The organism is Cellulomonas sp. NPDC055163 (assembly GCF_053607065.1).
Genome location: NZ_JBSGSU010000014.1, coordinates 34,438 through 53,753, shown reverse-complemented (window position 1 = coordinate 53,753; position 19,316 = coordinate 34,438). Strand labels below are relative to the sequence as shown.

Sequence of the window (19,316 nt, the reverse complement as noted above, 5' to 3'; positions counted from 1 at the left end):
CGCACGTCAAGGCGGGACGACGAGGTGCACACATCGTGAGACGACGTGTCCGCCGCGGATGATCCGGCCGACGTCCGGCGTTGCGCCCGGCGTGCAGACGATCCAGGCCGGCAGCGCCGGCGGCCCCGAGGTCCTCGAGCTCGTCGAGCTCCCCACGCCCGAGCCCGGGCCCGGCCAGGTGCGTGTGCGCCTCGCCGCCGCGGGCGTGAACTTCATCGACACCTACCGGCGGTCGGGGCTGTACCCCGTCGCGTTCCCGCACGTCGTGGGCGGCGAGGGGGCGGGCACCGTCGAGGCGCTCGGCGACGGGGTGAGCGGCCTCGGCGTGGGCGACCACGTCGCGTGGGCGTCCGGTGCGCCCGGCTCCTACGCCGAGCAGGTGCTGCTCGACGTGCAGCACGCCGTGCCCGTGCCCGACGGCGTCGACCTCACCACGGCCGCGGCGCTGCTGCTCCAGGGGATGACCGCGCACTACCTCGTCGCGTCGACGTTCCCCGTGGTCGCCGGCCAGGACGTGCTCGTGCACGCCGCCGCCGGGGGCGTGGGACTGCTCCTGACCCAGCTCGCCGTCGCGCGGGGGGCCCGCGTGCTGGCCACCGTCGGCGCGGCCGAGAAGGAGGGCCTGGCGCGCGGTGCCGGGGCCGCCGAGGTGATCCGCTACGACCTGCTCGACGACCTCGCGACGGAGCTGCCCGCGCGCGTGCGTGAGCTCACCGGCGGCGCCGGCGTCCACACCGTGTTCGACGGCGTCGGGCGCGCGACGTTCGACGCCTCGCTCGCGTCGCTGCGCCCGCGCGGTGGTCTCGCGCTGTTCGGCGCCGCGTCCGGTCCTGTCCCCCCGCTCGACCCCCAGCGGCTCAACGCCGCCGGGTCCCTGTTCCTGACCCGCCCGACGCTCGCGCACTACACCGCGACGCGCGAGGAGCTGCTGTGGCGGGCGGGCGAGCTGCTCGACGCCGTCTCCGCCGGCACGCTCGACGTCCGGGTCGGGGCCACGTTCCCGCTGCGCGACGCCGCCGACGCGCACCGTGCGCTCGAGGGGCGCGCGACCACGGGGAAGGTCGTCCTCGTCCCGTGAGCGTCCCTCCGCCCGCGGCCGGCTCCCCCGTCCCGCGCATGGCGCGGCCCGACGACGTCCCCGCGCTCGCGGTGCTCAACGACGCCGCCGTCCCGGCCGTCAACGCGCTGGGGACCGCGGGCCTGGCCGCCCACCTGCCCGCGTGCGACGTCGCGCTCGTCGTCGACGACCCGGTGACCGGCGCACCGCTCGCGTTCCTGCTCGCCCTCGCCCCGGGGGCCGCGTACGCGAGCGAGAACTACCGGTGGTTCCAGGCGCACCGGCCCGGCTCGCTGTACGTCGACCGGATCGTCGTCGCGCCGCACGGCCACGGCCGTGGGATCGGCCGCGTGCTGTACGACGCGGTCGACGCCGCAGCCGCCCGGGCCGCGCTCGCCGAGGTCACGTGCGAGGTCAACCTCGACCCGCCCAACCCCGGGTCGCTCGCGTTCCACCGGCGGCTCGGGTTCGCCCAGGTCGGCGAGCAGGTGACCTCCGGCGGCGCGGTCCGCGTGGCGCTGCTCGCGCGCGGGGTCGGCGTGGCCTGAGCGCTGTCGGGGGTCCGCCCTGCACCTCGCGGTGCGGAGCCCGGCGTCAGCGCACTCCGGCCGGCTCGGGCTCCGCCGCCGCTCGTGACGGCGCAGGCCACGACGGCATGGCCGTGCCCTGCGCGAAGAACAGCCACTCGTGACGGCACGAGCGCACGAACGCCTCGAGCATGCGCGCACGCTCGGCGGGACCGGCGGAGCGGGCGGCGTCGTCGGTCAGCTCGCGGGCCCGGTCCGACGCCCGCGCGAACTCCGGGTCGCCGTACGTCGCGATCCAGTCGGCGTACGGGTGCCCGTCGAGGTCGGCCCGGGCCAGCAGGCGGGCGCCGATGTCGGCGTACAGCCAGTAGCACGGGAGCACCGCGGCGACGAGCTCGGCGTAGGACCCGCTCGCCGCGACCGCCCGCAGGTGGTCCGTGTACGCGGCGGTCACGGGTGACGTCGCCGCACCGCCCTCTGCGACGCCGTACCGCCTGAGCCACCGCCGGTGCAGGTCCGACTCGACCGCGAGGCAGTGGTGCGCGCCGCGCGCGAAGAACTCCTGCGCCGCGCGGTCCGGGGCCAGCTCGCTCGCCCGCGCCAGGACGCGGGAGTACTCGCGCAGGTACAGCGCGTCCTGCGCGAGGTAGAACGCGAACCGGTCCGCCGCGAGCGTCCCGGCGGCGAGCCCGCGGACGAACGCGAGCTCGTCGCACGCCTCCCGCAGGTCCGCGACCCGCTCCCACGCCTCGTCGGTGAAGCGCCGCGCGCTGCCCTGCCGGTGCGCGTGGTCCACCGGACCGTTGCCCGTCCCGACCTGCAGCGCGCCCCCGGCCCGGAGGGCGCCCGTGAGCCACTTCTTCGCGTCGCGCACCGCCGCGACCCAGTCGTCGCGCTGCGGGCGCAGCGTCGCGACCGCGGCGGACAGCGAGCAGCCGGTCCCGTGCGTGTGCAGCGTCGCCACCCGGGGCGCGTCGATCTCGACGATCCCCTCGGGGGTCACGACGGCGTCCGGGCTCCGGCCCGGCTCGCCCGCGAGGTGACCGCCCTTGACCAGCACCGCCACACCGTGCCGGCGCGCGAGCCGGGCGCCCTGGTCGAGCGCCTCGGGCCACGTCGCGGCGACCGGCTCGCCGAGCAGGACCGCGAGCTCGGGCAGGTTGGGCGTCACGAGGTCGGCGTGCCCGAGCAGCGACCGGACGGCGTCCTCGGCCCCGCCGTCCAGCAGGCGGTCGCCGCTCGTCGCGACCATGACCGGGTCCAGCACCACGTACCGCGGCCGGTGCACCCCGAGCCACGCGCCGAGCTCGCGCGCGACGGCCTCGGTTGCGACCATGCCGATCTTCAGCGCGTCGACGGTGACGTCGTCGCTCACCGCGTCGAGCTGCGCGCGCAGGAACGCGGGGTCCGGGACGTGGCTCGCGCGCACGCCCCGGGTGTTCTGCGCGACGAGTGCGGTGACGACCGCCATGCCGTACCCGCCGTGCGCGGCGATCGACTTGAGGTCCGCCTGGATCCCCGCACCACCGGTCGGGTCGGTGCCCGCGACCGACAGGACGCGCGGACGGCTCGGGCCACCCGGCGCACCGAAGAGGACTCGGCGCGGCGCGGCGTCGGGCCCGCCCGGCTCGTCCGCCGGCCGGTGCGCTCCGCCGGGCGACGCGGTCACGAGGCGCTCGCGGCGTGCGAGCGGGCCCGGGCCCAGGCGGCGACGAGATCCGTCGCCGCGGCGTACGGCGCGGGGTGCGCGCACACCGCGGACACCACCGCGAGGCCCACGGCGCCCGCGAGGCGGACCGGCTCGGCGTCCTCGACGGTCAGCCCCCCGATCGCGACGACCGGCAGCGTCGAGCGGCGCGCGACCGCGGCGAGCCCGTCGAGCCCGATGGGGTCCGCGGCGTCCGGCTTGGTCGGCGTCGCCCGGACCGGCCCGGCGCCGAGGTAGTCGACGACGCCCGTCCGGAGCGCCGCGTCGACGTCCTCGTCCCGCGCGGCCGAGACGCCGATCAGCGTCCCCGCACCCAGCAGCCGCCGTGCGTCCACGGCCGGGAGGTCGGACTGCCCGAGGTGCACGCCGTCGACCCGCGCTCCCCGGCGGCGGGCCGCGAGCACGACGTCGACCCGGTCGTCGACCACGAGCGCAGGCGGACCGACGAACCGTGCGAGCCGGGCCGCCGCGGCGACCGCCAGGTCGAGCAGCGCGCGCACGTCCCGGTCCTTCGCGCGGAGCTGGACGACGCCGAGCCCGGCGTGCGCCGCCGCGTCCACGACGTCGAGCGGGTCGTGGCCGGCCCGCTCGCAGACGGCGGCGTCGAGCACGAGGTACGGCCCGGGGGGCAGCGCGGCGCTCATGCGCGGGCCCCCGCAGCCGTCAGCGCGCCGACGCGCAGGCCCGCCGACGCACGCTCGACGAGCGTGTCCGCGGTCAGGGCGTGCACGGCGTCGACGAAGGCCACCGCGAACGACCCGGGCCCGCGCGCCACCAGGGCGGCGTCGGCCGCCGCCTCGTTGAACCAGGCACTCGCCGTCACCGCCGCGACGAGCGGGCTCGCGACGGCGCTCGTCGCGGCGACGAGCCCGCCGAGCGCGCACCCGCCCCCGGTCATCATGGTCAGGAGCGGGTGACCGCCCGTGAGCCGCACGACCGTCACGCCGTCGGTCACGAGGTCCGTCGCCCCCGAGACCGCCACGACCGACCCCGTGCGCCCGGTGACCGCCACGGCGGCGGCGAGCGCGTCGTCGACGTCGTCCCGCGCGTCGACCCCGCGGCCCGCGGACGCCACCCCGGCGAGCGCCCGGATCTCGCTCGCGTTCCCCCGGACCACCGCCGGGGTGTGCACGAGGATCTCGGCGGCGAGCCGCGTGCGCAGCGAGAGCACCCCCACCGCGACCGGGTCGAGGACCCACGGCGTGCGGGCCCCCTCCGCCGCGGCGACCGTCGAGCGGATCGACACCCGGTGGTCCGCTGCCATCGTCCCGAGGTTCACGAGCACCGCGTCCGCGACGTGCGCGAGCTCCTCCGCCTCGCCCGGCGTCGCGACCATCGCCGGGGACGCGCCCGCGGCGAGCAGCACGTTCGCGACCAGGTTGATCGTCACCTCGTTCGTGAGGCACTGGACGAGCGGCGTGCGGTGCCGGACCTGCTTGGCGGCCTCGTGCACCGCGTCGAGGAGCGCGGCACGCTCCGGGGCGGAGCCGGCCGTGTCGTTCTCAGGCGCATGAGTCATCTCATGACATCCCTTCGCTAGTACGAACTAGATCAGGTTCGACGGGTGTGATCTCAGCTCGCCCGCACCGGTCGGACCGGTACGCGAGCACCCCGTGTCATTCGCGGATCACCCTATTCGGACACGCCCCGCGCCGGAAGCGTTCCGCGCGCCGTCACGGGCGCGTCGCCGCGGCGTGTCGGCGCGGCGACGCCGGCGCGGCGTGTCGGCCCACGCGCCACGCCGGGGGACGACGAGGGCGCCCGCCCCCCGGAGGGAACGGGCGCCCTGGTCGACCCTCGACGGGTCAGGCGCGCAGCTGCGCCCCGAACCGCCGGTCCGCCTCGGCGACGACGGCCTCGCGCACCGCGGCCGTCTCGTCCGCGGTCAGGGTGCGGTCGGCCGCGCGCAGGCGCAGCGAGAACGCCAGCGACTTCTTGCCGTCGCCGACCTGCGGCCCGGTGTAGACGTCGAACAGCCGGAGCTCCTCGAGCACGTCGCCCGCGGGGCTCGAGCCCGCACCGGCGCGGACCGCGGCGAGCACGTCGCCCGCCGGGACGTCGACGTCGACCACGAGCGCGACGTCCTCCTTCGCGACCGGGAACGTCGACACCTCGACGACCTGCACGGGCTCGGTCGGCGCGGCCGCCAGCAGCACGTCGAGGTCGACCTCGAACGCCGCCGCCCGCGCCGGGAGACCGAGCGCCGCGACGACCTTCGGGTGCAGCTCGCCCGCGTGACCGGCGAGCGTGCCGTCCGCCGTCTCGAGCCGTGCGCACCGGCCCGGGTGCCACGGCGCGTGGTCCGCGTCCTGGCGCACGACGAGCTCGACCCCGAGGGTGCGCGCGACCAGCACGGCGCCCGCGACCGCGTCGGAGTGGTCGGCACGCCGGCCCGGACCCCACCACCCGGCAGCGTCGCGCTGCCCGGTCAGGACCCCGGCCAGACGCCGCGGCTGCGCCGGGACGGCGGCCCGGAGCGCCGCGAGGTCCGCCTCGGAGGGCCGCACCCCACCCGGCAGGCGCGGCGCCGGCTGCGCACCGGCGGCCGGACGGGTCACGAGCCCGGTCTCGAAGACCGCGAGGTCCGTGGTCCCGCGGCTCACGTTGCGGCGCGCCGTGTCGAGCAGCGTCGCGAGGAGGCTCGTGCGCATCTCGGGCTGCGAGTCGTCGAGCGGGTTGACGAGCCGGATCGCGCGGCGCCGGTCGTCGTCCGCCGGGAGGCCGAGCAGGTCGTGCAGCTCGGGGGCGACGAACGGGTAGCTCAGCGTCTCGACCCAGCCGGAGCCGACGAGCGCGGCCGCGACGGCCCGGCGGGCACGCTGGCCGTCGGTGAGCCCCCGGCCGACGGGCGCGACGGGGAGCACGGACGGGATCTCGGAGTACCCGCGCAGCCGCGCCACCTCCTCGACCAGGTCGACCGGCACGGCGAGGTCGGGGCGCCAGCTCGGCACCCGCACGAGCACGCGGCCCGCCGCCGGCGCGTCGGTGACCTCGCAGCCTATCTCGGTGAGCGACTCGCGGACCTGCTCGGGCGTGTACCCGACGCCGACGAGCCGTGCGGGCAGGTCGAGCGCGAGCTCGACGACGGGCGGCTCGCCCGTCCGGTCCACGTCGGTGAGCTCGGCGTCGGGCGCCCCGCCACCGTGCTCGACGAGCAGCTCGACGACCCGGGAGACCGCCACACGCGCGAGCCGCGGGTCGACGCCCCGCTCGAAACGCTTGGCCGCCTCGCTCGGCAGCTTGTGGCGCCGTGCCGTGCGGGCGACGGTGATCGGGTCGAAGTGCGCGGCCTCGACCAGCAGGTCGGTCGTCGCCGAACCGACCTCGGACTTCGCGCCGCCCATGACCCCGGCCAGGCCGAGGATGCGGCTCGCCCGCGCACCCGCAGGGCTGTCCGTGACGAGGAGGTCCTCGCCGGACAGGGCGCGGTCCTGCCCGTCGAGCGTGCGCAGACGCTCGCCCGCGCGGGCGCGCCGGACGACGACGGGGGCAGCGAGCTGCGCGAGGTCGTACGCGTGCAGCGGCTGGCCGAGGTCCAGCATCACGTAGTTCGTGACGTCGACCGCGAGCGAGATCGGGCGCATCCCGGCCTGGGTCAGCCGGCGCTGCATCCACGCGGGCGACGGGCCCGACGCGGCGACGCCCCGCACGACCTGCGCGACGAACCGGTCCGCACCCGGGACGCCGTCGATCGGCGCGTCGTCGTCGAGCTCGACGGGGAACCCGCCCACCGCGGGCGCGTCCGGCACGGGCAGCCCCGGGTCACGGAACGTCGCACCGGTCGCGTGCGCGTACTCGCGGGCCACGCCGCGCATCGAGAAGCAGTACCCGCGGTCGGGCGTCACGTTGATCTCGAGGACCTCCTCGCCGAGCCCCAGGAGCTCGCGCGCGTCGGTCCCCGGCTCGGCGTCGAGCCCGAGCCGCGAGATCACGATGATGCCGTCGTGGTCCTCGCCGAGACCGAGCTCGCGCGCCGAGCAGATCATGCCGTCGGACACGTGCCCGTAGGTCTTGCGCGCCGCGATCGGGAACGGCCCGGGCAGGACCGCGCCGGGCAGTGCGACGACGACGCGGTCACCCACGTCGAAGTTGTGCGCGCCGCAGACGATGCCGCGCGGTGACCCGTCCTCCTGGTTGTGCGCGCCCACGTCGACGCGGCACCAGTTGATCGTCTTGCCGTTCTTCTGCGGCTCGGGGGTGCGCTCGACGACCTGGCCGACCACGAGCGGGCCCGTGACGGCGGCGGGGTGGATCGCCTCCTCCTCGAGACCGACGCGGACCAGGTCGGCGGCGAGCTGCTCGGCGGTCGTGCCGGCCGGGAGGTCGACGTGCTCGGCGAGCCACGTCAGCGGGATGCGCGGCATCAGGCCACCCCTCCCAGCTGCGCGGAGAAGCGCACGTCGCCCTCGACCATGTCGCGCATGTCGGCGATGCCGTGGCGCAGCATGAGCGCACGCTCGACGCCTACCCCGAACGCGAACCCGGAGTACACGTCGGGGTCGATGCCCGCGGCGCGCAGCACGTTCGGGTTGACCATCCCGCACCCTCCCCACTCGATCCAGCCGGCCCCGCCCTTCTTCTGCGGGAACCACAGGTCCATCTCCGCGCTCGGCTCCGTGAACGGGAAGTACGCGGGCCGCAGCCGGGTGCGGGCCTCGGGGCCGAACACCGCGCGCGCGAAGTGGTCGAGCGTGCCCTTGAGGTGCGCCATCGTCAGGCCCTTGTCCACGGCGAGGCCCTCGACCTGGTGGAACACCGGCGTGTGCGTCGCGTCGAGCTCGTCGGTGCGGAACACCTTGCCGGGGCACGCGATGTAGACCGGCAGCTCGCGCTCGAGCAGCGTGCGCGCCTGCACGGGCGAGGTGTGCGTGCGCAGCACGAGGCCCGACGCCTCCCCCGCCTCGGCGCCCTCGACGAAGAACGTGTCCTGCATCTGGCGCGCGGGGTGGTCGACGCCGAAGTTGAGCGCGTCGAAGTTGAACCACTCGGCCTCGACCTCGGGGCCCTCGGCGATCTCCCAGCCCATCGCGACGAACATGTCGGCGATGCGCTCCTGGAGCGTCTCGAGCGGGTGCCGGGCACCGGCGGGCCGACGCTCGGCCGGGAGCGTCACGTCGACGCGCTCCTCGACCAGCACGCGGGCGTCGCGCTCGGCCTCGAGCTCGGTCTGGCGTGCGGCGAGCGCGGCGCCCAGGCGGCCGCGCGCCGAGCCGAGCAGCTTGCCGGCGACGGCCTTCTCGGCCGGGGCCAGCCGGCCGATCTCGCGGTTCGCGAGCGAGAGCCGGCTGCGGTCGCCGACGTGCTCGAGGCGCGCGGCCTTGAGCTCGTCGAGGTCGGACGCCTTCGCGAGCGCCGCGAGGGCGTCCGAGAGCGCCGCCTCGATGCCGTCGGCGTCGAGCGGGGACAGGGGTGAGGAGGACATGCGGACCTTCCAGGCGGGGAGGGTGCGGCCGGTCCGACGAGGGTCCCGGCCAGCTGGGGAGTCTAGTGGCGCCCGTCCCGGGGACCGGTGGCTCGCTCGGCGAGCGCCTCTGCACGCCCCTGCCGGGACGGCTCGGTCACGTGCACAGCGTCAGCGGCGCGGCCCGGGAACGGGCCCGGGAAATCGGCGACCACGGGTCACCGGTGCGTCACGTCGCGAGGCTGGCATGGGCACCATGCTGCCACAGCGCCCGGCGCCGCCGGCAGCACGGATCTCACGACGACGTCCGCTCACGCGCCGCCGAGGCGCCACGCGTCCACCGGCGTGTACAGCGGACCGCCGCCCCGCCCCGCGCCGGGCTCCGACTCGACGAGCAGAAGCTCCTCGACCGTCCACGCCGGGCCCTCGTAGACGGCGAGGGCGCGCACGAGCGCGTCGACGGGTGCGCTCGGCGGCTCGTCGTCGGGCCGGCGTCGCGAGCGGCGCGTCGGCCGGGCGGAGGGGCTGACCCGACCGACCGTGAGGTGGGGGCGGGAGCGGACCCGCTCGTCGGGGCGGGTGCCGGCCTCCTCGCCCGCCTCGGCGGCCCGTGCGCTGAGCCGGTTCATCGCCTCGACGTCACCGCCGGCCCCGACCCACAGCGTGCGGTGCGAGAACACCCCGGCCCCGCGCAGCCGCAGCGGGAACGGCTCCGCCTCGTCCCCGACGCGGGCGAGCCCGCGCGCCAGGTCCTCGGACACACCGGCCGGGACCTCGCCGTAGAAGGCGACCGTCAGGTGCCGGTTCTCCTCCGCGGTCCAGCGCACCGGGGACGTCCGGTCGTCCGTCGCCGCGCCGGCGCGCACCACGCGCAGCGCGAGGTCGAGGTGGTCGAGGACGTCAGCAGGGGGCCGCACGGCGGCGAAGAGGCGCACCGCACCAGGGTCTCAGGACGACGCGGCCACCCGGGACCTCCGCCCCCGCTCCCGGGCGTGCACGCGCCGGTCAGCGCTGCGCGCGCGAGCTCGCGTACAGGCACACCGTGGCGGCGGTCGCGAGGTTGAGCGACTCGGCACGCCCGCGGATGGGGACGCGCACGACCGCGTCAGTCAGCGCCCGGTCCGCCTCCGGGAGGCCCCACGCCTCGTTGCCGAAGACCCAGGCGGTCGGGCGCGCCAGGTCGGGGGCCGCGCCCACGCCCGGCGCGGCGTCGGGTGAGCGAGCGCCCTGCGCGGCGTCGGGTCCCGCGCCTCGCGTCCCGCCGGACGTCCCGCTGTGCCCCGCGAGGTCGAGCAGGTCGTCGAGGTCGTGCTCCCCCGCGCCGTCCGCCGCGAGGACCGCGAGCCCGGCGCGGCGCAGGGCCGCGACCGCCTCGGCCAGGGGAACGCCCGTCACGACCGGCAGGTGGAACAGCGACCCGGCCGTCGAGCGGACCACCTTCGGGTTGTGCACGTCGACGCTCTCGGCCGTGAGGATCACGGCGTCGGCGCCCGCGGCGTCGGCCGCACGCACGACCGCGCCCGCGTTGCCCGGGTCCCGCACGCGCGACAGGACCGCGACGAGCCGGGGCGAGCCGGCCAGGACCTCGGCGAGCCCCACGGCGTGCGGCTCGGCGACGGCCAGGACGTGCTGGGCGTCCGGGCTCATGGCGTCGAGCACCGCGGGTGTCGCGAGGTGCATCCGGACCCCCGCGGCGCGGGCGGCCGCCACGATCTCGTCGTACCGGTCCGCCGCGGCCTCGCTGAGGTAGAGGTCCCGCACCCGTGCCGCGTCCTCGCGCACGAGCTCGCGCACCGACTGAGGACCCTCGACGAGGAACCGCCCGTGACGTGCACGGGCCGAGCGCCCGGCGAGAGCGCGGACGGCCTTCACGCGGTCGGCGCGCGGGTTGTCGAGCATCGGGCGGGCCCGGCCGGTCGCGGTGGGGTCGGGGCTCGTGGCGCTCATGGCGTCATCCTCTCGCGCCGCGGGGTGCGGCTCGGGCGACCCGCGGGGGCACGCACGACGACGCCCCCGTGGTCACGTGGACCACGGGGGCGTCGTGCGTGTGCGGGTCGTGCGTGTGCGAACGTGCGTCAGGCCGCCGAGGCGGGGGCGTTGACGTCGGCCGGCAGGGCCGCCTTCGCGACCTGGACCAGCGTCGCGAACGCCGGGGCGTCGCTGACGGCGAGCTCGGCGAGGACACGACGGTCGACCTCGACACCCGCGAGCTTGAGACCCTGGATGAGGCGGTTGTACGTCATGCCCTGCTCGCGAGCCGCCGCGTTGATGCGCTGGATCCACAGCTTGCGGAAGTCGCCCTTGCGCGCCTTGCGGTCACGGTAGGCGTAGACGAGGGAGTGGGTGACCTGCTCCTTCGCCTTGCGGTACAGGCGCGAACGCTGGCCGCGGTAACCGCTGGCGCGCTCGAGGGTAGTGCGGCGCTTCTTCTGGGCGTTGACCGCCCGCTTCACGCGTGCCACGTGATGCTCCTTGCGTTTCGGGGCTCACAGGTGAGTCCGGGGCGCTCGCGCGCCCCCGGTCTCACTTGCCGAGCAGCTTCTTGATCTTCGGGGTGTCAGCGGCGGAGACGACGACGTCACCGGCGATGCGGCGCGTACGGCGGCTCGACTTGTGCTCGAGCAGGTGGCGCCCGCCTGCCTGCTCGCGCATGACCTTGCCGCTGCCGGTGATCCGGAAGCGCTTCTTGGCACCGGAGTGCGTCTTGTTCTTCGGCATGGCTGCCGCTCTCTCCTTGAGGTCGCATCGCGCGGGGCCGCGCGACTCGTTCGTGCGGGGGTCCTGGTGGGGATCCCCGTGGGGAAGTCAGGCCTTGGCGTCCTCGCTGCTGGACGAGGGCGCCGGGCGCGGGGCCGGCTTCACACCGCTCGGGGCCGGTCGCGGGACCGGCTTGGGCAGCGCCGACGGCTTCGGGGCGGCCACGGGCTTGGCGGCCGCGGGACGCGGTGCCGGTGCCGCTGCCGGGGCGGCGGCGGGACGCGGCGCCGAGGCGGACGTCGGCCGGCTGGCCGGCGCCGCGCTCCCCGTGGGGCGCGCCGACGACGCGGGGCGACCGGCGCCCGAGGACGCCGGACGCGCACCCGAGCTCGCCGGACGCGGCGCCGAGACGGCGGGACGCGACGCGGGGGCGGGCGGCCGCGGAGCCGAGGGACGCGACGGGGCCGGGGTGGACGCCGCCGCTGCGGGCGCCGCGGCAGGAGTCGACGCGGGAGCCAGGGCGTCGGCCGGAGCGGTCGAGGCGGCGACCGGCGCGACGGCCGGCTGGGCCTGCGCCGCGGGAGCGGCGGCGGACGCGGCGGCTGCGTCGGCGTCGAACTCGATCGTCTCGGGCTGCTCGCGCGGCGGACGCGTCTTCTCGACGCGACGCTGCTCCTGCTTCTGCTCGGCCTTCTTCTTGGTCGGCCCGAGCACCATGATCATGTTGCGGCCGTCCTGCTTCGGGGAGCTCTCCACGAAGCCGAGCTCGGCGACGTCGGCGGCGAGCCGCTGCAGCAGGCGGATGCCCATCTCCGGGCGCGACTGCTCGCGGCCACGGAACATGATCATGACCTTGACCTTGTCGCCGGCCGAGAGGAAGCGCTCGACGTGGCCCTTCTTGGTGCCGTAGTCGTGCGGGTCGATCTTCAGCCGGAAACGGATCTCCTTGAGGACCGTGTTCGTCTGGTTGCGCCGGGCCTCGCGGGCCTTCATGTCTGCTTCGTACTTGAACTTGCCGTAGTCCATGATCTTGCAGACGGGCGGGCGGGCGTCCGGCGCGACCTCGACGAGGTCGAGGTCGGCGTCCTGGGCCAGGCGCAGTGCGTCCTCCACGCGGACGATGCCGACCTGCTCGCCGTTGGGGCCGACCAGGCGGACCTCGGCGACGCGGATCCGATCGTTGATGCGGGGCTCGCTGATGTGGTGCTCCTTGAACTCGTCGTGAGACCCCCGGGGACGAGGAAGGCCCCCGCCCTGGGTACAGGTGGGGGCCTCACGAGTCCGAGAGGGTGCTGCACCGACGGACGGCACGACACCAGGCGTGCCCCGCGAGAACGCGACGCACCCCTCGGACCGGACCCGGCCTCTGTCGTCGCGCCCTGTGCAGGTCGCGAACGGTCGACGCTCGGGTGGGATCAGCTCCACTTGTACACCGCGCCCCGTCGCCCGGTCGGGGGCAGCAGGACGCGGCTGGTCGTCGTCAAGGCTACCACGGGCACGGGATAGGCGGGAACGCCGACAGCAACCTGGCGGGCGCACCGGCGGGCGGCCCGGCGGAGGCCCGGCGGACGACCCGGCGGGACGCCGGCCCCCGAGAGGTGTGAGCCACGACACTCCACCGCACAGGGCATGCTTACTTGAATCATTCCAGAAAGGATGACAATCTGCTGGTCATGGACCTCTCCGCCGCACTGCGTGACCGCGGGCTGCGCGTCACGGAGCCGCGGCTCGCCGTCTTCGACGTGGTCGGCGCCCACCCGCACGCCGACGCCGACACCGTCCTAACCGAGGTCCGTCGCACCCTGCCCACCGTCTCCGTCCAGGCGGTCTACGACGTGCTGCGCGCGCTCACCGACGCCGGCCTCCTCCGCCGCATCGAGCCCGCCGGTCACCCCGCGCGCTACGAGCGCCGCGTCGGCGACAACCACCACCACGTCGCGTGCCGCGGCTGCGGTGCGCTCGGCGACGTGGACTGCGCCGTCGGTCACGCCCCCTGCCTCGTCCCCAGCTCGACGTCCGGCTTCACGATCGAGAGCGCCGAGGTCACCTACTGGGGCCTGTGCCCCGACTGCCGCGCCGCCGGAGCCACCTGACGACCACGCCGCGGCGCCCGCCCGGCTCCTCGACCTCTCCCCCGCTCCGCCGGCTCCGCCGCCGCGCGGTACACCCCCGGCCGGCCCTGCCCGGTCTCGTGAAAGGAACCACCGTGTCCCAGGTCCCGTACACCACGACGAACGCCGGCGCGCCGGTCGCGTCGGACGCGCACTCGCAGTCCGTCGGCGCCGACGGCCCCATCGCGCTGCACGACCACTACCTCGTCGAGAAGCTCGCGCAGTTCAACCGCGAGAAGGTCCCCGAGCGCATCGTGCACGCCAAGGGCGGCGGGGCCTTCGGCACCTTCACCACGACGCACGACGTGAGCGCCTTCACCCGCGCCGCGCTGTTCCAGAAGGGCACCACGACCGAGACGCTGCTGCGCTTCTCGACGGTCGCGGGCGAGCAGGGCTCCCCCGACACGTGGCGCGACCCCCGCGGCTTCGCGCTGAAGTTCTACACGACCGAGGGCAACTACGACCTCGTCGGCAACAACACCCCCGTCTTCTTCATCCGCGACGGCATCAAGTTCCCCGACTTCATCCACTCGCAGAAGCGCCTCCCGGGCAGCCACCTGCGCGACAACGACATGCAGTGGGACTTCTGGTCGCTCTCGCCGGAGTCGGCGCACCAGGTCACCTGGCTCATGGGCGACCGCGGGATCCCGGCGTCGTGGCGGCACATGGACGGGTTCGGCTCGCACACCTACCAGTGGATCAACGCCGCGGGCGAGCGGTTCTGGGTCAAGTACCACTTCACGACCAACCAGGGCATCCGCAACTTCACGCCCGACGAGGCCGCGCAGCTCGCCGGCTCGGACGCCGACCACCACATCCGCGACCTCTACGAGGCCATCGAGGGCGGCGACTTCCCGTCGTGGACGCTCTCGGTCCAGGTCATGCCCTACGCGGACGCGGCGGAGTACCGGTTCAACCCGTTCGACCTGACGAAGGTGTGGCCGCACGCCGACTACCCCCTGATCGAGGTCGGCCAGCTCGAGCTGAACCGCAACCCCGAGAACTACTTCGCGCAGATCGAGCAGGCCACGTTCGCGCCGAGCAACTTCGTGCCCGGCATCGCGGCGAGCCCCGACAAGATGCTCCTCGCGCGGATCTTCTCCTATGCGGACGCCCACCGGTACCGCGTCGGCACGAACCACGCGCAGCTCCCGGTCAACGCCCCGCACGCGGCGCCCGTGTACTCGTACTCGAAGGACGGCGCCGCGCGGTACGCGTTCAACGCCCCCGGCGTCCCCGTCTACGCCCCGAACTCGGTCGGCGGGGCCGCGGCCGACCCGGCACGCGCGGCCGAGTCGCCGGGCTGGGAGTCCGACGGCGCGCTGCAGCGCTCGGCCGCGACCCTGCACCCCGAGGACGACGACTTCGGGCAGGCGGGCACGCTCTACCGCGAGGTGTTCGACGACGCTGCACGCGCGCGGTTCCTCGAGACGATCACCGGCCACGTCGGCGCGGTGAAGAGCGACGAGATCCGCGAGCGCGCGATCGGCTACTGGACGAACGTCGACGCGGGCCTCGGCGCCGCGCTGCGTGCCGCCCTCGCCGGCACGGCGCCCTTCGAGACGGGCGAGCCGGCGACGGCGAGCATCCCCGTCGCCTGACGCACGAGCACGACGGTCCGTCCGGACCGGCAGCAGGGCCCGCACCGCACCGGTGCGGGCCCTGTCCGCGTCCGGGGCGCACGCCGCGGCGGCGGTGCCGGTCGCCGTGGCGGTCGACGTGCCGCTCGACGTGCCCGGTCGACGTGAGCCTCGACGCGCAGGGCGACCGGCGTGCGATGAGAGGATCGGGGCATGTCCGAGCCCAGCGCGAGCACGAGCCCCGTCGACCCCCGCACGCCCGAGACGGAGGCCGTGCGCGACATCGCCGACGTGGCCGCGGTCGAGGTCATCACGACCGCGGCCGTGCACCTCATGAGCGCCGCCGCGGTGAAGTGCGGCCTGAGCCCCGACACCGACGACGCGCGCGGCGAGGACTACCTCGACCTCGACGAGGCCCGCAAGCTCATCACCGCGCTCGCCGCGCTCGTCACGGCGTCGGCGCCGGACCTCGGCAACCAGCACGCGCGCTCGCTGCGCGACGGGCTGCGCTCGCTGCAGCTCGCGTTCCGCGAGGCGTCGCCGTTCCCCGACGCGCCCGGCGAGGGCCCGGGCGAGAAGTGGACCGGCTCCGTCGTCTGACGGAGCCGGCGAGCGCCGGGCGGGACGCAGACTGACGCGGCCGTCCGACCGCGCCGGCGAGGGCCGCGCACGAGGCCGACCCGAGGACGCCCGGCGCGCTCGGGTCGGCCTCGCGAAGCCGCCCCCGCGGCACGGCGCCCGGCGACGCCTCAGCCGTGCGCGTCGACGGGGACGTGCGCCCCGTCCGCGTCGTGCGCCGGCCCGGCCGGGGACGCCGACCGCAGCGAGCGGTCGCGGGCGAGCCGGAGCACGACGAGCCCACCTCCGGCGAGCACCACACCCATCGCGCTCGCCGTCAGGAACCCGGCCCCCGCGCCGTGCCGGTCGATGAACCAGCCGCACAGGGGTGCGCCGACCGCGGCACCGAGCGTCATCGCCGTGCCCTGCCAGCCCATGACCTCGCCGCGCCGCTCCTCGGGGGCGAGCCGGACGAGCGCCGCGGTGATCGACGAGAGCGCAGGCGCGCAGGGCACGCCGGCGAGCACGACCGCGACCGCGAGCAGCAGCGGCGTCCCGGCGGCCGCTGCGGGCAGCGTCAGGAGAGCGAGCACGAGGACGAGCACGAGCGGGTGCACCGCACGGCGGCCCGCGCCGTAGGCGAGCCCGCCGACGACCGAGCCGCCGGCCCACAGCGCGATGACCCACCCCACGGACGACTCCCGCCCCCAGCCCTCGAGAGCGGCGACGATGGACACGTCGGTCGCGTTGAGGACGAACGACACCGCGACCGCCGCCGCCAGGACGACGAGGAGCGCCGGGGTCACGACGCGGAAGCCCGTCGCCCCGGGCGCCACGGCGACGGTGACCGGCTCCGCGAGCGGCACGAGGCCCCCGGCGTCCGGAGCCGCCGACTGAGCTGCTGCCGACCGGGCGTGCACCTGCGACGTGCGCGTCGGCGGGTCGAACCAGATCAGCAGCGCTCCGGCGGCGACGGTGGAGACGCCGACCGCGACGAGTGCGACGGTCGTCGAGACCTGCGTCGCGACGAGCACGCCGACGACGGGTGCCAGCATGAACGTCAGCTCGGTGCCGACCGAGTCGAGCGCGTAGCCCGTCCGCTGCTGCACCGGGGGCACGAGCACGCCCAGCGACTGCCGCACGACGGAGAACACCGGCACGAGGAACAGCCCAGCGAGGAAGGCGGCGACGACGAGCGCCTCGTACCCGAGGAACGGCGCCACGACCCACACCGCCGACTCGACGACCACGGACGGGACCAGCGCGCGCCGCAGCCCGAGCGTGTCGACGCGCCGCCCGCGCCACGGGGCACCGATCGCGGAGCCGATCGTCACCGCGGCGACCACGACGCCCGCCTGCCCGTACCCCTTGCCGAGCGTCAGGACGACGTGCAGGGTGACGACGACGCCCGAGGCGGCGTGCGGCACGCGGGCGACGAGCGCGACGAGCACCAGGCGGAGGACGCCGGGCAGGCGCAGCAGGTCGACGTACGGCGAGAGGGACACGTGCGCCATTGTCTCCCGGCCCTCCGACGAGGAGCACGGTGATATCCGGCACCACGGGGTGACGTTCCCCGCCCACCGGTGGCTCCTGGTCGGGGGCCCGCCCCCGACCAGGAGCGCAGGCAGCGACGGGCGGGGCGCCACGGGGCGCGGAGCCCGGACCAGGTGGCGGCGTCGGAGGGGCACGCGTGCGCCTCACCACGGACGGACGGCGAGGTCGACCTGGCCCCGCTCTATCCTGGGACGGTGACGCGTGAGCCGGAGACCGAGGACGGCACCGCCACGCCCGCCGCGCGTGGCCTGCCCGACCACCTCGACCTCCTCGCCGAGCCGCTCCGCACCCCCGTGCGGGAGGGGGACGAGCCGCCCGGGTCCGTCCCGCTCCCGGGCACGGCCGGGACGGCGAGCCGGCACGGGTCGAGCACCGGCACCGACCGCACGGCTGGAGGGGTGCCGACCGGTGACCTCCGGGACGCGGGGCACCCCGGCGCGACGAACGGTGGTGCGCGGACCGACACGACCCGCGAGGCACAGGCGACGACGCCTCCGGGCGCGACGACCGACTCGGCCCCGCGCGCCAGTGACCCGACCGGCGGCGCCGCCGGCGATGATCGGCCCGTCCCCCCGGTCGACGCCCCCCGGCCCCAGGGCCCCACCTCGTCCGTGCCGGCGCCCCGCCCGGACACCGACGCCATCCGGACCCTCCCGCCCGTCAGCAACGAGCCGTCGCCGACCGCCGGCCCGGGAGCGCCCCAGCCCGCGCACCACGGGGGTGGCAGCCACTCCGGTGCCCGCCCGGGCGCGTGGACGCCGCCGCCGCACGTCGCGCCCGCGGCGCCGTCCGCCCGGCACCGCCGCCAGCCCTGGGCGGTCATCGTGCTCGCGATGCTGTTCGCCCTGACGCTCGCGCTCGCGACCTACCTCGTCGTGCTCACGCGGGCCCACGAGGAGCGCGCCGCGCAGTGGGAGCAGGTCGCCCGCACCACCGGCACGGAGCTCGCGCAGCAGCGCGTCGAGCTCGACGGGGCGATCGCGGAGCTTGAGGCGGTGCGGACCCAGCTCCAGACGGCCCAGGCCCGGATCACGGAGCTCGCCGACGAGAAGGCGCAGATCGGCGACGAGCGCGAGGCGCAGCGACAGCTCGTGGACTACCAGGCCCGGGTCTCGGAGGCCGCCGGCAAGGTCGCCGGGGCGCTCGACGTGTGCGTCGACGGGCAGTACCAGCTCATCAGCTACCTCGAGAACGCGGCCGCCTACGACGCGGCGGACCTCGCCCGGTTCCGGACCGACGTGCAGCAGGTGTGCGGCGCGGCGCGCGACGCCAACGCCGCGCTGCAGCTCGAGCTCGAGCGATGACCCGGGTGCGGGCCCGGTCCGGCGCCGTCCTGTCGGTCGCCGCGTGCGTCGTCCTCGCGGGCTGCGGCGTCGTGCCGTCGATGCCCGGGCCGATGCCGAGCGACGTGGTCCCGTCGACGGTCGCGGCGCCGACCCCGACCCAGACCGGCAACCTGTCCCCCGACGGCTTCGACGCGGCGCAGCGCATGGCGGTGCGCATCCGGAACATCGGGTGCTCGTCGCTGTCCACCGGCTCGGGCTTCGCGATCGACGAGACGACCCTGATCACCAACCGGCACGTCGTAGCCGACTCCGCGGACCTGCACCTGAGCACCTACGACGGGCGCGACATCGCGGTGACCGCCGCGCAGACCGCCGCGCTCGCCGACCTCGCCGTGGTCCGCACCGCCGCGCCGCTGCCCGCCGCGCCCGTGCTGGCGGACGCCGACCCCGCGCCGGGCGACGCGGTGAGCGTCGTGGGGTACCCCAAGGGCGGGCAGCTCACGGTCACGAGCGGTCACGTCATCGGTTCCACGACGGACCCGCTCAACGAGAACCTCGGCGAGGTGCTCGTGACCGACGCCCCCGTGGAGCCGGGCAGCTCGGGGTCGGCGGCGCTCGACAGCGAGGGCCGGGTCATCGGCGTCGTGTACGCCAAGAACACGACGGGGCAGAGCTTCGTCGTGCCCGTGAGCACGCTGCGCGCGCTGCTCGCCGACACGACGGCGTTCGCTCCTGCGACGTCCTGCACCTCGTCCTGACCGACCGCCGTGGTGCCCCTACGGGCCGGCGCCCCGCTCGTGCGCCTCGGGCCGTTGTGGTCGCGCGGCCCCCGCTGCC

At 76.1% G+C, this 19,316-nt stretch carries 18 protein-coding genes and 1 riboswitch; of the genes, 7 read left to right on the top strand and 11 right to left on the bottom strand.

The window, feature by feature from the left end; genetic code table 11:
- Positions 1-58: 58 nt before the first annotated feature.
- Together ACWFNE_RS20070 and ACWFNE_RS20065 are read left to right on the top strand one after the other, a co-directional pair.
- The gene (locus ACWFNE_RS20070) at positions 59-1,078 is read left to right on the top strand and encodes a quinone oxidoreductase family protein (RefSeq protein ID WP_452124186.1); all 1,020 of its coding nucleotides are present in this window, start codon (positions 59-61) and stop codon (positions 1,076-1,078) included.
- Positions 1,075-1,605: a GNAT family N-acetyltransferase gene (locus tag ACWFNE_RS20065; RefSeq protein WP_452124185.1), complete on the top strand. Its 531-nt coding sequence runs from the start codon at positions 1,075-1,077 to the stop codon at positions 1,603-1,605. Before ACWFNE_RS20070 ends, ACWFNE_RS20065 begins: the two co-directional genes overlap by 4 nt.
- Positions 1,606-1,651: 46 nt before the next feature.
- Here the strand turns inward: ACWFNE_RS20065 and thiD are convergent, their stop codons facing one another.
- The 10 genes from thiD to infC form a co-directional block, all read right to left on the bottom strand.
- Positions 1,652-3,253 carry a bifunctional hydroxymethylpyrimidine kinase/phosphomethylpyrimidine kinase gene (thiD, locus tag ACWFNE_RS20060; protein ID WP_452124184.1) on the bottom strand — a complete coding sequence of 534 codons (1,602 nt, stop codon included), beginning with the start codon at positions 3,251-3,253 and terminating at the stop codon, positions 1,652-1,654.
- Positions 3,250-3,936 (bottom strand): thiamine phosphate synthase, encoded by a 687-nt coding sequence (gene thiE, locus ACWFNE_RS20055; RefSeq protein WP_452124183.1) that lies wholly within the window; start codon positions 3,934-3,936, stop codon positions 3,250-3,252. Before thiE ends, thiD begins: the two co-directional genes overlap by 4 nt.
- On the bottom strand, positions 3,933-4,811 hold the full coding sequence (thiM, locus tag ACWFNE_RS20050; RefSeq protein ID WP_452124182.1) for a hydroxyethylthiazole kinase: 879 nt from the start codon (positions 4,809-4,811) through the stop codon (positions 3,933-3,935). The genes thiE and thiM overlap by 4 nt, the downstream gene beginning before the upstream one ends.
- Positions 4,804-4,916, bottom strand: a riboswitch (TPP riboswitch). (Overlaps the previous gene by 8 nt.)
- Positions 4,917-5,097: 181 nt before the next feature.
- Positions 5,098-7,656 carry a phenylalanine--tRNA ligase subunit beta gene (gene pheT, locus ACWFNE_RS20045; protein WP_452124181.1) on the bottom strand — a complete coding sequence of 853 codons (2,559 nt, stop codon included), beginning with the start codon at positions 7,654-7,656 and terminating at the stop codon, positions 5,098-5,100.
- Entirely contained in the window at positions 7,656-8,714 is a 1,059-nt protein-coding gene (gene pheS / locus ACWFNE_RS20040; RefSeq protein ID WP_452124180.1) for a phenylalanine--tRNA ligase subunit alpha, read from the bottom strand. Before pheS ends, pheT begins: the two co-directional genes overlap by 1 nt.
- A gap of 290 nt (positions 8,715-9,004) precedes the next feature.
- A complete protein-coding gene (gene thpR / locus ACWFNE_RS20035) occupies positions 9,005-9,628 on the bottom strand; it encodes an RNA 2',3'-cyclic phosphodiesterase (RefSeq protein ID WP_452124179.1) in 624 nt (207 codons plus the stop codon).
- Positions 9,629-9,698: 70 nt separating this feature from the next.
- Positions 9,699-10,640: a TrmH family RNA methyltransferase gene (locus tag ACWFNE_RS20030; RefSeq protein ID WP_452124178.1), complete on the bottom strand. Its 942-nt coding sequence runs from the start codon at positions 10,638-10,640 to the stop codon at positions 9,699-9,701.
- Positions 10,641-10,768: 128 nt separating this feature from the next.
- Complete coding sequence (gene rplT, locus ACWFNE_RS20025) at positions 10,769-11,155, bottom strand: 50S ribosomal protein L20 (RefSeq protein ID WP_452124177.1); 387 nt, start codon at positions 11,153-11,155, stop codon at positions 10,769-10,771.
- Positions 11,156-11,216: 61 nt separating this feature from the next.
- Complete coding sequence (gene rpmI / locus ACWFNE_RS20020; RefSeq protein ID WP_141372337.1) at positions 11,217-11,411, bottom strand: 50S ribosomal protein L35; 195 nt, start codon at positions 11,409-11,411, stop codon at positions 11,217-11,219.
- An 87-nt stretch (positions 11,412-11,498) separates the two neighbouring features.
- Positions 11,499-12,563 (bottom strand): translation initiation factor IF-3, encoded by a 1,065-nt coding sequence (gene infC, locus ACWFNE_RS20015; protein ID WP_452124202.1) that lies wholly within the window; start codon positions 12,561-12,563, stop codon positions 11,499-11,501.
- A 500-nt stretch (positions 12,564-13,063) separates the two neighbouring features.
- On the opposite strand from infC, the gene ACWFNE_RS20010 reads away from it, so the two are divergent.
- From ACWFNE_RS20010 to ACWFNE_RS20000, 3 genes are all read left to right on the top strand, one after another.
- Entirely contained in the window at positions 13,064-13,483 is a 420-nt protein-coding gene (locus ACWFNE_RS20010; protein WP_452124176.1) for a Fur family transcriptional regulator, read from the top strand.
- 113 nt (positions 13,484-13,596) lie between these two features.
- The gene (locus ACWFNE_RS20005) at positions 13,597-15,102 is read left to right on the top strand and encodes a catalase (protein WP_452124175.1); all 1,506 of its coding nucleotides are present in this window, start codon (positions 13,597-13,599) and stop codon (positions 15,100-15,102) included.
- 192 nt (positions 15,103-15,294) lie between these two features.
- Complete coding sequence (locus tag ACWFNE_RS20000) at positions 15,295-15,681, top strand: DUF1844 domain-containing protein (protein ID WP_452124174.1); 387 nt, start codon at positions 15,295-15,297, stop codon at positions 15,679-15,681.
- A gap of 149 nt (positions 15,682-15,830) precedes the next feature.
- Here the strand turns inward: ACWFNE_RS20000 and ACWFNE_RS19995 are convergent, their stop codons facing one another.
- Complete coding sequence (locus tag ACWFNE_RS19995) at positions 15,831-17,153, bottom strand: MFS transporter (protein ID WP_452124173.1); 1,323 nt, start codon at positions 17,151-17,153, stop codon at positions 15,831-15,833.
- 234 nt (positions 17,154-17,387) lie between these two features.
- Here ACWFNE_RS19995 and ACWFNE_RS19990 point away from each other — a divergent pair, with 234 nt between their 5' ends.
- A complete protein-coding gene (locus tag ACWFNE_RS19990; protein WP_452124172.1) occupies positions 17,388-18,497 on the top strand; it encodes a hypothetical protein in 1,110 nt (369 codons plus the stop codon).
- Positions 18,494-19,237, top strand: coding sequence for a S1C family serine protease (locus ACWFNE_RS19985; RefSeq protein ID WP_452124171.1), 744 nt, complete (start codon positions 18,494-18,496; stop codon positions 19,235-19,237). Before ACWFNE_RS19990 ends, ACWFNE_RS19985 begins: the two co-directional genes overlap by 4 nt.
- The last annotated feature ends 79 nt before the right edge of the window (positions 19,238-19,316 follow it).